This window comes from uncultured Deefgea sp., from assembly GCF_947072475.1.
In the GTDB taxonomy this organism is placed as follows: Bacteria; Pseudomonadota; Gammaproteobacteria; order Burkholderiales; family Chitinibacteraceae; genus Deefgea.
In genome coordinates, this window is record NZ_CAMTIA010000040.1 from 1 (window position 1) to 12850 (window position 12850).

General features: G+C 50.5%; 12 protein-coding genes. 4 read left to right on the forward strand and 8 right to left on the reverse strand.

Translation table 11 applies throughout. The annotated features are described in order from the left end of the window. From Q0V82_RS12105 to Q0V82_RS12115, 3 genes are all read right to left on the reverse strand, one after another. The coding region (locus Q0V82_RS12105; RefSeq protein WP_297576075.1) for a YgcG family protein at positions 1–770 on the reverse strand (770 nt) is incomplete at its 3' end. Then, positions 770–1363 (reverse strand): LemA family protein, encoded by a 594-nt coding sequence (locus Q0V82_RS12110; protein ID WP_297576077.1) that lies wholly within the window; start codon positions 1361–1363, stop codon positions 770–772. The genes Q0V82_RS12110 and Q0V82_RS12105, both read right to left, overlap by 1 nt. A 20-nt stretch (positions 1364–1383) precedes the next feature. Continuing rightward, positions 1384–1848 carry a YhcH/YjgK/YiaL family protein gene (locus Q0V82_RS12115; RefSeq protein WP_297576078.1) on the reverse strand — a complete coding sequence of 155 codons (465 nt, stop codon included), beginning with the start codon at positions 1846–1848 and terminating at the stop codon, positions 1384–1386. A gap of 115 nt (positions 1849–1963) precedes the next feature. Here Q0V82_RS12115 and Q0V82_RS12120 point away from each other — a divergent pair, with 115 nt between their 5' ends. Next, entirely contained in the window at positions 1964–2401 is a 438-nt protein-coding gene (locus tag Q0V82_RS12120; RefSeq protein ID WP_297576080.1) for a hypothetical protein, read from the forward strand. Between the two features lie 71 nt (positions 2402–2472). Here the strand turns inward: Q0V82_RS12120 and Q0V82_RS12125 are convergent, their stop codons facing one another. The 5 genes from Q0V82_RS12125 to Q0V82_RS12145 form a co-directional block, all read right to left on the reverse strand. Further along, positions 2473–5289: a valine--tRNA ligase gene (locus Q0V82_RS12125; RefSeq protein WP_297576082.1), complete on the reverse strand. Its 2817-nt coding sequence runs from the start codon at positions 5287–5289 to the stop codon at positions 2473–2475. Between the two features lie 157 nt (positions 5290–5446). Further along, complete coding sequence (locus tag Q0V82_RS12130) at positions 5447–6079, reverse strand: LysE family translocator (RefSeq protein WP_297576084.1); 633 nt, start codon at positions 6077–6079, stop codon at positions 5447–5449. A 155-nt stretch (positions 6080–6234) separates the two neighbouring features. Next, positions 6235–7263 carry a hypothetical protein gene (locus Q0V82_RS12135; protein ID WP_297576086.1) on the reverse strand — a complete coding sequence of 343 codons (1029 nt, stop codon included), beginning with the start codon at positions 7261–7263 and terminating at the stop codon, positions 6235–6237. After that, positions 7235–7690: a DNA polymerase III subunit chi gene (locus tag Q0V82_RS12140; RefSeq protein ID WP_297576089.1), complete on the reverse strand. Its 456-nt coding sequence runs from the start codon at positions 7688–7690 to the stop codon at positions 7235–7237. The genes Q0V82_RS12135 and Q0V82_RS12140 overlap by 29 nt, the downstream gene beginning before the upstream one ends. A 45-nt stretch (positions 7691–7735) precedes the next feature. Further along, positions 7736–9205 carry a leucyl aminopeptidase gene (locus tag Q0V82_RS12145; protein ID WP_297576091.1) on the reverse strand — a complete coding sequence of 490 codons (1470 nt, stop codon included), beginning with the start codon at positions 9203–9205 and terminating at the stop codon, positions 7736–7738. A gap of 111 nt (positions 9206–9316) precedes the next feature. On the opposite strand from Q0V82_RS12145, the gene lptF reads away from it, so the two are divergent. The 3 genes from lptF to galE all read left to right on the forward strand — a co-directional run bounded on the left by lptF (position 9317) and on the right by galE (position 12532). Then, positions 9317–10378, forward strand: coding sequence for an LPS export ABC transporter permease LptF (gene lptF / locus Q0V82_RS12150; RefSeq protein ID WP_297576093.1), 1062 nt, complete (start codon positions 9317–9319; stop codon positions 10376–10378). Positions 10379–10382: 4 nt separating this feature from the next. Beyond that, positions 10383–11456 (forward strand): LPS export ABC transporter permease LptG, encoded by a 1074-nt coding sequence (gene lptG, locus Q0V82_RS12155; protein WP_297576095.1) that lies wholly within the window; start codon positions 10383–10385, stop codon positions 11454–11456. Between the two features lie 62 nt (positions 11457–11518). Then, the gene (gene galE, locus Q0V82_RS12160) at positions 11519–12532 is read left to right on the forward strand and encodes a UDP-glucose 4-epimerase GalE (RefSeq protein WP_297576097.1); all 1014 of its coding nucleotides are present in this window, start codon (positions 11519–11521) and stop codon (positions 12530–12532) included. The last annotated feature ends 318 nt before the right edge of the window (positions 12533–12850 follow it).

Below are 12850 nucleotides of genomic sequence, written 5' to 3' on the forward strand. Positions count from 1 at the left end.
CTTAAAACCAAACCGATGAGTTCGATAAATAAACGGCTACTGACAATACTCAGTGTCAGCGCCATGCCCATGCCAAGCAGCAAAGCCAGCGTGATCGGGGCGCCGGTGCTGATGGCGGCAAAACCACTCACTGCCGCTACACCGCCACGTCCTAGCCAGCGACCGCCGATTTGGCTCAAAATAAAGCCAGCAAATAAAATCCCTGCCAATGTCAGCGGCTCTAAGCCAAGGATTTTAAATGGTGCGGCAGCGGCCGGTGCCGTCGCTGCTGCTGGCGGCAGCGCTTCGCCGTCAATTACTGCGCTGATTTTGGCGACGCCAGCATCGATACCGCCGACAAAATCGCCTTGCCGGAATGCGGGCAAAATAAATTCGCGAATAATCCGGCTACTCACCACATCGGGCAAAGCGCCTTCAAGACCACGACCGACTTCGATGCGCACTTTTTTATCGTCTTTGGCGACCAACAGCAGCACACCATCATCCACACTTTTGCGGCCCAATTGCCATTGATCGACCACTTTAATCGCAAATTGCTCAATGCTTTCGTCGCCAGTGCTTGGCACAATCAGCACCGCCAATTGGCTACCTTTGCGCTGCTCTAAACTGGCTAATTGCTGATCTAGCGTCGCAGTTTGCTGGGCATTGAGCGTGTGCGTTAAATCGGTAACACGGGCACTAAGTTGGGGTATTGCTATGTTGGCAGCAAATACAAAAGGGCATAGCAATATACCTAGTAGGTAGATCAATAATTGGCAGCGGCGCTGCATTATTTTTTCTCGCCACTAAAGTCCACCGTTGGCGCGCTTGAAATCGCTTTTTCGTTTTCAACGCTAAAGTTGGGCTTCACTTCAATACCAAACACTTTTGCGGTGAGGTTGTTCGGGAAGGTGCGCGCGGTGGTATTAAACGCTTTCACATCTTGGATATAGCGATTGCGCGCGACGGTAATGCGATTTTCGGTGCCTTCGAGTTGAGCGGATAAATCGCGGAAGTTTTCATTGGCTTTGAGGTCGGGATATCTTTCCGAAATCGCCATCAAGCGCGACAATGCCGAGCCCATACCGGCTTGCGCTTCTTGAAAACGCTTGAGTGCGGCAGGGTCATTGGCGAGTTCAGGGGTGACTTGAATACTGCCCACTTTGGCGCGCGCCTCGGTGACACCGAGCAAGACTTTTTCTTCATGCGCGGCATAGCCTTTCACCACATTGACTAAATTAGGCACCAAATCGGCACGGCGCTGATATTGATTGAGCACTTCGGACCAAGCCGCAGCCACTGTTTCATCTTGTGCTTGCAATGCGTTATAGCCGCAACCGGTGAGTGACAAAGCCAAAATCCCGCTAATGAATAATCGTTTCATGCCGTGCTCCTAAAAAATATTTAATTGAGGCAGTTTATATCAATTTTAATCACAACTTTCTTTATGCTTACCGGAGTGTTGAGCGCACGACACGGTTTGTGCAATTCGCCAGGGAAAAAGATGGCATACATCCCCGCGCTTAACACCAGCCGTGATTCATTGTCTTGTGGGTGAACAAAAGCAATATCGCGCTCGGCCAGTTGATCGACACTCAGGCTCAGCGCCCGATTGGGTGGTAAATAGCCAATCACTTCTTCACCTGCAACCAGGTATTGAATATCAATATAGCGTTGATGAAATTCAGGCATGCCCGTTTCCCAAGGTTGGGTCATTGGTGTTTGCACAATGGCAATCATGCGCTCGCCATCGAGCGGATAGCGGCCTGCCGCCATGGTCGTAAAGTCGGTATGGCGTAAATAATTGAGTGCGGTTTCGATGATGGCCGGTAAGGCGCCGTTGGAATGATTTAAATGGCCAAGTAGCATGGTGATTGAGTTCTATTTTGAAATAAGCGTGTTTGTAATATTACAGTATCGTAATTATGTCGCTTGCCTTCTTATTACCCAAACTTGATGATCTTGACCTTCAATTGAAGGGTCAATGATGAAACTCAAACTATGCTGTGCCTTGGTCTTACTGTCGAGCACCGTGATTGCGGCCGATCCACGGATGCCAGAACAGATGTTACGTGGTAAAAATTCGCAGTATCAAGATGGTTTTCGCGATGGTTTTCGTGAAGCGGTTCGCATGATGAATGGCGGCGGCCATGGGAACAACAATAACAATGGCAATAAAAATCGTGAAATTCGCATTTCACGCGCAACGTATGGCGCATCGCGCGGCAGTTGTGATTTTACCCAGCGCCTAGCTCGCTCAGCCAATGGACGCACGGCGTATGAATTTAAAGCCGGTAATCAGTGGTGTGGCGATCCGGCGGATGGTCGTAAAAAAACCGCCAAGATCGAATATTTTTGCCGTGGTGATTTGAAAAAAACCGAAGTCCGTGAAGGCAGCTCTGCCACCTTGCGCTGCCGATAATCTGTGCTCAATTGAGCGATGAATTAAAAAAGGCCACTCTTGCGAGTGGCCTTTGATTTTCGGTGGATGGTTTATTTCAATTTATCTACTTGCACATTCAAGCTGTGCAATTTGTCGTGTAGCTCGATCACTTGCGCTTTGTCTTTCTCCACCAAATGCGCTGGCGCTTTCTCGGTGTAGCCGGGCTTTTCTAGCTTGGCGACGAGTTTTTCTAGCGCGTCGCTGGTTTTGCCGATTTCTTTATTTAAGCGCGCGGTTTCGGCGGCTTTATCGATTTCGACTTTCAGCATCAAGCGCGTCGTACCCGAGACTAATCCAGCCATGGCTACCGGCGCATCGCCTTCTGGCAATGCAGCAACGATATTTACTTCTGACAACTTCACCAGCGGCAGCAAATACTTGGCGTATTTTTGCAGCTCTGGCCCACCTTCAACAAACATCGGTACTTTTAGCGCTGGGCTCAGGCCCATTTCGCCGCGTAAATTCCGCGCTGCAAAGGCAATTGCTTTGAGCTCAGTCATCGCTGCCACGGCTTCGGGTTTGATTTTGCTGGCGTCCGCTACAGGCCACGCCGCCATCATCAATGACTCGGTATCTTTCTTGCCCGCCAATGGTGCGACGGTTTGCCAAATTTCTTCCGAAATAAACGGCATGATAGGGTGAATCAGGCGCAGGATGGTTTCAAGTACGCGAATCAAAGTACGGCGCGCTGCACGTTGCTGTGGCTCGGTGCCGTGCTGGGTTTGTACTTTGGCCAGCTCGATATACCAATCGCAATATTCATTCCACGTGAATTCGTAGATCGCTTGTGCCGCCAAATCGAAACGGAAGGTATCGAGCGCGGTGGTCATGGTTTGCTCGGTTTCTTGCAGACGAGAAATAATCCATTCATCGGCAAAGCTGTATTCCAGCTCTGCACCCGCTTCGAGACCGCAATCTTTGTCGACGACATTCATCATCACAAAGCGCGTCGCGTTCCAGATTTTATTGCAGAAATTGCGATAACCATCGCAGCGTTTCTGGTCAAAATTGATCGACCGACCGAGTGACGCCAGTGACGCAAACGTAAAGCGCAGTGCATCCACGCCATACGCTGGAATCCCTTCTGGGAATTCCTTGGCGGTTTTGGCGGCGACTTTCGGCGCGTTCTCTGGGCGACGTAATCCCGTAGTGCGCTTTTCTAGCAAGGGCTCTAGCGCAATACCATCGATCAAATCAACTGGATCGAGTACATTACCTTCGGATTTGGACATTTTCTGTCCTTCCGCATCGCGCACCAAACCGTGGATATACACGTGTTTGAATGGCACTTTGCCGGTGAAATGCTTGGTCATCATAATCATCCGGGCTACCCAGAAGAAAATAATGTCGTAGCCCGTCACCAGCACCGCAGAGGGTAAGAAGGCTTTCAAATCCGGTGTTTCATTCGGCCAACCGTGGCTAGAGAATGGCACCAGTGCCGATGAGAACCACGTATCAAGCACGTCGTTATCACGCGTTACCGATTTACCGCCGGCTTTGGCAATCGCTTCAGCTTCAGTACGCGCGACATAGACTTGGCCGTCTTCGTCATACCAAGCAGGGATTTGATGACCCCACCAGAGTTGGCGAGAAATACACCAATCTTGGATGTTATTGAGCCATGAATTATAAGTATTTACCCAGTCATTCGGTACGAACTGCACTTCGCCGCTGTGAACGGCTTCAAGGGCTTTTTCGGTAATGCTTTGGCCATCAGCGGCAGGCTTGGTCATGGCCATAAACCACTGGTCGGTCAGCAAAGGCTCGATCACCGTGCCAGTACGATCGCCACGCGGCACCATCAATTTGTGCGGTTTGGTGTCAAGTAACAAACCTTGCGCATCCAAATCAGCGAGCATCGCTTTACGCGCCTCAGCTGTCGTCATGCCCGCATACGCGGCTGGCAATTCAAGGCTACCGAGGCTCGCGCCTTCAAAGCTAAATACTTGCGCTTTGGCCAAAATCGTCGCTTGCAAGCTCATCACATTGATCAGCTGCGTGTTGTGACGTTTACCAACTTGGTAGTCGTTAAAGTCATGCGCTGGGGTGATTTTTACAAAACCAGTACCGAAGGCTTTATCAACGTATTCGTCGGCAATGACGGGGATTTGGCGGCCAGTGAGCGGCAATTCAACCATTTTGCCAAGCAGATGCAAGAAGCGCTCATCATCTGGCGCAATCGCGACGGCCACGTCACCCAAGAGGGTTTCCGGACGCGTGGTGGCGACGGTGATGAACTCATCACTGCCAACAACCGGATATTTGATATGCCACATATGGCCGTTTTCTTCTTCGGAAATCACTTCCAAATCAGAAACAGCAGTGCCGAGTTTGGCATCCCAGTTTGATAGGCGTTTACCGCGGTAAATCAGGCCTTCTTCAAATAGGCGTACAAACGCTTCAACGACGGCGGTCGACATTTTGTCGTCCATCGTAAAGTATTCGCGGCTCCAATCAACCGACGAGCCCATGCGGCGCATTTGGCTAGTAATGGTGTCGCCGGATTCTTTTTTCCATTCCCAGACTTTTTCTAAGAAAGCCGGGCGGCCGAGGTCGTGGCGGCTAATGCCTTGTGCATCTAGCTGGCGTTCTACCACGATTTGCGTTGCGATACCGGCGTGATCGGTGCCTGGCAGCCACAAGGTATTGTCCCCGCGCATGCGGTGGTAACGCGTTAGGCCATCCATGATGGTCTGGTTAAACGCGTGGCCCATATGCAGCGTGCCGGTGACATTCGGCGGTGGCAATTGGATACAAAATGCCTCGCGAGCAAGGTCCATGCTCGGTTGGAAGTAGCCTTGGCTTTCCCAAAACGGGTACCAATGCGATTCAATATTCTGTGGCTCGAAGCTCTTGGCGAGTTCCATGGTGCATGCTCAGTTAAAGCGAAACCGTAGATTATAAAGCTTGCTTGGCGCGAATGGGGAATGCCGCAAAAAAAACCCTGCGGCAATTTTTTTTACGCAATGACGGCTAACGTTGACGGCACAATCAATATCGTAGGGATGTAGTACCCACTAAACTTTAATGTCTTGACTCATAAGCCATTCTAAAAGCCAATCCGGCCAAAACAGTGCCCATTATCCAGCGCTGCACGACGATCCACAGCGGGCGTCCTGATAGAAAAGTAGCGAGAGTCCCGGCCATCATGGCGATCAGTGCATTGACAATGAGGCTGACCGAAATTTGAATACTGCCAAGCACCAAGGACTGCATGAGAACACTACCATGCTCTGGCGAAATAAATTGTGGGAGCAAGGATAGATACATGATGGCTATTTTGGGATTGGCGATGTTGGTGATAAAGCCCATAACAAAAAGTTTTTTCGGTGTATCAACGGGGAGTTCGCGTATAGAAAAAGCAGAACGGCCACCCGGTTTGATCGCTTGCCAAGCAAGATAGAGTAGGTATAAAGCCCCGCCGAATCGAAGAACGTCGTATGCATAGGGCACTGCAAAGACAAGCGCAGTAATGCCGAATGCAGCGCAGAGCATATAGAAGACAAAGCCTAAAGCAATACCACCTAAAGATATGAATCCTGCGCGCCGACCTTGGCAAATAGAGCGAGATATTAGATAGATCATGTTTGGCCCTGGGGTTAAAACCATTCCCAATGCAAGAAGGCCGAACATCAATAAATTTGAGACGTCTGGCATCACTTATCCCTTGTTAATCAATAATGCTTAAGCGAACAGGTATGGATCCTATGCGATCTGATTCACTTAGAAAAATCCACGGTGAATGCGAGTTGTATTGCATTAAGTTCATGCACAATCACTCAAATTAATCGAATGATTGTACTTGGCCAGACTTAAATTTCATCGCGGATCAGCCCTTGACTGATTAATTCTTGTTTGACTAATTCACTAATTCTGGGGGCGAGGTGGGTTTCTAGTTCTTGGCTGATGTTGCTGGTGAGTTCGCGCAGCGTGTCGCCGTAAAATTGCGCCATGAGTTTAGAGAAATGCTGCCGGGCTAATTGCTCGACTTCGCTGGCGATGTCGACGGCCAGTTGGGCGCCGACGATGGCGGTAATGTCAGCGATGGCCGCTTCGCTGAGTGCGTTAACGCTGGGCGATTCGTCTGGCGTACTGAGTGCTTGCGGCTCGCTTTCGACGTCGTCTTCCCAAACTAGCGTGCTGGTGGCAACCAGTCGTGTGGGCTGGCGGCTGGTGCTGGTCTCGATGGCGGGCGGTGTTACCGACTCGGATGCTAACTCGGATGCGGGCTGCGCTGGTGGGGGAGCGAGTTCTACGGCAACTGATTCGGCGTTTAATTGGCTGTCGATTGGAGTGGAAAAATCAATGATTAAGTCATCGGCAACACATTCAAATGGTGTGGCAACGGCCACGACCACCGGTTTGCTGGCTGGAATGAGCGGTATATCGTCTTCGATGGCGGCGATGTCTAAGCGCGGCAAGTCAAAAAAAATGGGTTCGGCGGGGGCTTGAGCAGGTTCGCTGATTGGCATTGCGGGCTCATGCTGGGTGAAGATGAGCGGTGGCGGGGTAAATTGCAGTTCGCTATCGGGGGCCGATAGCGTAGAGAACATTAAAATCGGAATGCCACGATTTTGAAGCGGCTCGCGAAGGGCTGCGCTGCTCGGTTCAACGCTGCTGAGACTGCGCTCGATATGTTCGATTTTTTGCAGTAGTTCTGCTTGGCTAATCACATCGGTGAGTACGGGGATTTCGGCTAATTTGGGCGCGAGATCGGTGAGAACGGGAATTTCATCCTGAGCTTTTCCCGCAGGGCTACGATGGCGCGCCATGAGGGCGTCCATTTTATTAAATAAAGGGCTTACCGTGTCTTCATTGAGCGGTAGATTCTGTTCGGCCACGGTTGAGTAGCTCCTGCATGTCGGTTGCATTGGGGGTAAAGCCTTGCGCTTTATACGCGGCCCAGCGGCTGCGTGCGGCGGCTTTGAGTGCTTCGTCGCTGTCGACAATTTCGATTAAACGCTCAAATTCGCTAAAACGGGGGGCTACACGTTCAGTCCAGTTAAATAGCAGGCTGCGCGGCGTAATTAATTCAACGCGGTGATCAATAATAATCGGCGTTTGTTCGGCAAACTCGGCGTCGGCTTGGCAATGCGGCAAGAATCCGGCCGGTGGGATTTCCCATAGCATGCGATCCAATACACTGGTTGCGGCTTCTGAGCCGGTTAAGATGAACATGCGATGGCCTTGCAGCAGCGCTTTACCCACTAATTGGCACAGCGCGGATTCTCGGTTATTCACATTAAAATAAAATGAAATTTCAGTCATGCTGTTGTGCGCCGTGCTGAAAAACAACACGGCGCTTCACTCCTTTTAGCTTTGTTGCGCGCGTAGATATTCAACGAGTAAGGGTACAGGACGGCCAGTAGCGCCTTTGGCTGCGCCTGATTTCCACGCGGTGCCGGCAATGTCCAGATGCGCCCAATGATATTTTTTGGTAAAGCGCGACAAGAACGCAGCAGCGGTGATCGAGCCAGCTGGACGGCCACCGATATTGGCCATATCGGCAAAGTTCGATTTCAATTGCTCTTGGTATTCGTCAAACAATGGCATTTGCCAGGCTTTGTCATCCGATTGGCGTGAAGCGCTGAGTAAATCAGCAGCCAATTGCTCGTTATTGGCATACAGCCCTGTGGTGGTGTGGCCCAGGGCAATAATGCAAGCGCCAGTCAGGGTGGCAATATCAATCACGGCCGCCGGCTCAAAGCGCTCAACATAGGTGAGCGCGTCGCATAAAATCAAACGGCCTTCGGCGTCGGTATTGAGAATTTCAATCGTTTGCCCGCTCATGCTGGTGACAATATCACCGGGCTTGACGGCGTTGCCATTGGGCATGTTTTCACACGCCGGAATCACGCCAACTAAATTGATTTTGAGATCGAGCTCGGCAACGGCACGAAACACTCCGAGCACCGTGGCTGCGCCGCACATATCGTATTTCATTTCGTCCATGCCTTCGCCGGGCTTGAGTGAAATACCACCAGAATCAAAAGTAATCCCTTTGCCGACCAACACCGTTGGCGCGACTTTTTTATCGGCATTTTGGTATTCCATCACAATAAATTGTGGTGGCACGATTGAGCCTTTGGCGACCGAGAGGAAAGAGCCCATTTTGAGCGCTTCGAGTTCTGGCTGCTCTAACACATGGCAAGAGAAATCATAGGTGTGGGCTAAATGTTGTGCGGTGGCAGCCAAGTAGCTTGGTGTGCAAACATTAGGGGGTAAGTTGCCCAAGTCCCGAGTTAGATTCATGCCGTGGCCAATACCTAGGCCATAGACTAAACCGGCTTCGATTGGCTCGATGTCGGTTTTTTTCGGTGCGACTAAGCTTACGATTTCGAGTGTGGCCGCTGGGGCTGGCTCAGATTTAAACTGCTCAAAACGATAAGCTTCTAGCATTAAAGCTTGGACTAATTCTTGAGCGAGGATTTCGTTGTCTTGTTTTTTAAACTGCGCTAAAGACAGCGCCAAGCAAACGGTTTTGTTTTTGCTGGCCAATAAGGCCTTGGCAATGGCGCGGCTCGCGTCACGAATGGCTTTGATGTTGGGCTCTTTACCCAGTTGCACTAATAAAACGCGCTTATAGCCCAAACTCACTGGCAGACCGAGTGAAACCGTGCTGCCGACTTTGGCGGCTAATTCGCCATCTTGAATCGCCGTGGTGAATAAATGGCCGCAGCTAATATCGAGCTCTTTGGCAAAGCTGGGTAATTTTTCGCCTAGAACGGGTAATACGACGCAATCTGCATGCTCGGGGGCAGGGGAAACTATGGTAAATTCCACGGGGGACTCCTTATTGGGTCTTGCGCTAATAGACATTGAGCAAACCTTGCTCTAGTTCACTGATTATTCACTGACCCTCGGGCCAAGTCAAAAGACAGATTAAAATACGCCATGCTGTTTCGAAAAACACTTATTTATGAAATGACCTGGGTGGCATTTGGGCTATTCGTGGTTTTACTGGTCATTGTCATGACCTCGCAAGTCGTTCGTTTGCTCGGAGAGGCCGCGGTTGGCGCATTAGCGTCTTCGGCTGTTTGGGCGGTGATGGGCTTTGCAGCGATTCGTTATTTCCCGATTTTATTTTCTTTAATGTTGTTTATCGCCATTTTGACGGTGCTGACCCGATTGTGGAAAGACCACGAAATGGTCGTCTGGTTTGCGGCTGGGCGCTCGATTCGCAGCTTTATTTTACCGGTCATGCAAATGGGCGTGCCGGTGGTGATTTTAATCGCCTTGCTGGCCCTGTATGTATCGCCGTGGGCTCAGCTTAAAGGGCGAGAATATCGCGATGCCAGTTTAAAAAACGAAGAAGTCTCACAAGTGTCGCCGGGGATTTTTCGTGAGTCACGTGGCGCTGACCGGGTGTATTTTATTGAAAACTTCTCCGGTGATCGTAATGAGGGCGAGAACGTCTTTGTGCAAATTCGCCAAGACGGCAAAATCTCCACCGTGCTGGCCGAGCAAGGCGGCCTGTTTGTCGATGAAATGGGCGATCGTTGGATGTGGCTCAAAGACGCTACCGCTTATAAAGCCCCCGGCGGCTCGCCACAATACGATATTTTAACTTTTAAAGAAGGCCGTGTGCGTGTTGAAGACCCGTCGCCAGTGGTGGTGAATCCGGCCACCTCGGCGATGAGTACCGCCAAATTATGGGGCAGTGATTCGCGGGAATATCAAGCCGAATTGGCTTGGCGAATGGCGTTGCCGATTCAGGCCTTTTTGTTGATGTTGGCGGCGATTCCGTTGGCATTTTCCAATCCGCGTGGCGGCCGTGGCTTTCATTTGGTGATTGCCGCTTTATTGGCGTTTGGTTATTACAACGGCATTAATGTCATGCAAGCTTGGATTGCCGTAGGCAAAATTTCACCGCAAATCGGGATGTGGCCTTTGCATGGTTTGGTGGCCTTGCTGACCATCGGTTTGTTCTGGTGGCGCAGCCGCGTACGAGGTTAAGGTCATGAGTCGATTGGGTCGTTATATATTTGGTGCCGTATTTGGCTATGTGCTGATTACGCTGGTGGTTTTAACCGGTATCTTTATCTTTTTTGACATGATTGGCGAGCTGCGCGACGTGGGCAAAGACGGCTATATGCTCAAAGATGCCTTGATCTATGTCTTACTGACTTTGCCTAGTCGTTTGTATCAATTGCTGCCGGTTGCGGTGTTAATTGGCAGTATTTTTGCCTTGTCTGGTATGGCCGATACCTCGCAAATTACCGTCATGCGTACCGCCGGGGTGTCGATCATTCGGCTGTGCGCTTGGTTGCTTGTGTGTGGTGCCAGCTATGCGGTATTGACGTATCTCTTGGGCGAATACCTCGCGCCGATGAGTTCTGAGGCCGCCAAGCGCTATCAAATTGAGGCCAAGCAATCGGTGTTGCTGGGTAAGTTTCAGTCTGGCGTCTGGGTCAAAGATGAAAAGCAAATCATCAATGTTTCGGTGATGAATCCAGATATGACGCTAGAGAAAGTGCGGATTTATCAGCTGGGCGACGGCGCGAAGCTCGCTTATATACTGGACGCTAATAAAGCTAAATATCAAAACAATGGCAGCTGGCAGCTCACGGATGTGCAGCGTACTGATTTCTCCGAACCCAAAGTGCAAGTGACCCCCATCAAAGAGCAGGTTTGGCAAAGCTCGGTTAATCCCGATATGTTGGCGGTGTTAATGGTTAAACCGCAAGAAATGTCGGTGGATGCGCTCAATACCTATATTCGCCATTTGGAAAACAATAAACAAAGTACCCAGCGCTATAAATTAGCCTTTTGGGGCAAATTGTTTTACCCCTTAGCCTGCTTATCGATGATGTTGATTGCACTGCCGTTTGCGTTGGCACAACGTCGGGCGGGGAATGTCGGGGTTAAAATTTTCCTCGGGATTTTATTGGGGGTGAGCTTTAACTTTGGTAGCCAATTGGTGACCTATGTTGGCGAGCTGTATAACTTGCCAGCGGTACTGGCGGCTGGATTTCCAACCTTGGTGTTATTGAGCATGGCCGTGTTTTTCTTATGGCGGCAAGAGCGTAGTTAATTGCTGGCGCAGCCGGTGCTCTTTTGCTGATCAAATTGAGTTTAAATATTTAGGAAATATCGATGTATATCTTGCTAACCGGCGGTGCGGGCTATATCGGCTCACATACCTATATTGAATTGGTCAAAGCAGGTTTTAAACCGGTCATTTTAGATAATTTTAATAATGCCAAACCTGAAGTGCTTGAGCGCTTGCAAACCATTACCGGCCAAGCCATTGAATGGGTTAAAGCTGATGTGCGTGACCGCGCAGCCCTCGATGCCGTTTTTGCACGCTGGTCTTTTAGCGCGGTGGTGCATTTTGCCGGTTGGAAAGCCGTCGGTGAATCGGTCGCCAAACCGCTGGAATACTACGACAATAATGTCGTTGGCACTTTGCGTTTACTTGACGCGATGAAGGCTGCGAACGTTAAAAATCTGGTGTTTTCATCCAGCGCAACCGTCTATGGCGACCCACACGCAGTGCCAATTTTAGAAGATTTCCCGCTATCGGCGACCAATCCGTATGGGCGCAGCAAATTGATGGTGGAAGACATTTTGCGCGATTTGCGCGTTGCCGAGCCAGAATGGAATATCGCCTTGCTGCGTTATTTTAATCCGGTTGGCGCGCATGAATCGGGCCTGATTGGTGAAGATCCACAAGGGATTCCGAATAATTTGATGCCGTTTGTGGCGCAAGTGGCAGTGGGAAAACGCGCGCAATTGTCGGTATTTGGTGGCGACTATGCCACGCCCGATGGCACCGGGGTGCGAGATTATATTCACGTGGTGGATTTAGCGATTGGCCATGTGAAAGCGCTACAAAAACTCGAAACCCAGCCGGGCAATATCACGGTGAGTTTAGGTACTGGCGTTGGCTATTCGGTGCTCGATATGGTGAAAGCGTTTGAGCAAGCCAGTGGCAATTCGGTGCCGTATGCGATTGTTGAGCGCCGCGCGGGCGATATTGCCACGTGTTATGCCGATCCGAGCAAGGCGTTGGCTGAGCTGGGCTGGCGCGCAGAAAAAACCTTGCAAGACATGTGTAATGATAGCTGGCGCTGGCAAAGCCAAAATCCAAATGGCTTTCCCGATTAAGTTTTAGGTAATGTTCAGATTTGGTGTTGATGCTGTGCCGCGCTCGTCGAGCTGGGGCTTAAAATCCCGTCTAAGCGCACCGAGTGAGGAGAGAGACAAACGGTTTTATCGTTTGGCTCACGACAATCGAGGGCACAGCGGAGCTGGGCGCGCTCGGGTCGCCTTTCTTTTCCCCCAACTCTTTGGCGGACAAAGAGTTGGGGTCCCCGTCGCGGACTGCGACTGTAAAACAATGTGCCGCAGGCACTTAAAATCATCAACACGTAATCTGAACATCGCCAAGTTTTAGAGGGTATAGCCCGCTAGGCAGCATCTAAA

What these genes read in the sequence shown, in the direction of transcription:
- Q0V82_RS12110 (WP_297576077.1), bottom strand. Translation starts at nt 1,363, where the DNA reads ATGAAACGATTATTCATTAGCGGGATTTTGGCTTTGTCACTCACCGGT.
- Q0V82_RS12115 (WP_297576078.1), bottom strand. Translation starts at nt 1,848, where the DNA reads ATGCTACTTGGCCATTTAAATCATTCCAACGGCGCCTTACCGGCCATC.
- Q0V82_RS12120 (WP_297576080.1), top strand. Translation starts at nt 1,964, where the DNA reads ATGATGAAACTCAAACTATGCTGTGCCTTGGTCTTACTGTCGAGCACC.
- Q0V82_RS12125 (WP_297576082.1), bottom strand. Translation starts at nt 5,289, where the DNA reads ATGGAACTCGCCAAGAGCTTCGAGCCACAGAATATTGAATCGCATTGG.
- Q0V82_RS12130 (WP_297576084.1), bottom strand. Translation starts at nt 6,079, where the DNA reads ATGCCAGACGTCTCAAATTTATTGATGTTCGGCCTTCTTGCATTGGGA.
- Q0V82_RS12140 (WP_297576089.1), bottom strand. Translation starts at nt 7,690, where the DNA reads ATGACTGAAATTTCATTTTATTTTAATGTGAATAACCGAGAATCCGCG.
- lptF (WP_297576093.1), top strand. Translation starts at nt 9,317, where the DNA reads ATGCTGTTTCGAAAAACACTTATTTATGAAATGACCTGGGTGGCATTT.
- lptG (WP_297576095.1), top strand. Translation starts at nt 10,383, where the DNA reads ATGAGTCGATTGGGTCGTTATATATTTGGTGCCGTATTTGGCTATGTG.
- galE (WP_297576097.1), top strand. Translation starts at nt 11,519, where the DNA reads ATGTATATCTTGCTAACCGGCGGTGCGGGCTATATCGGCTCACATACC.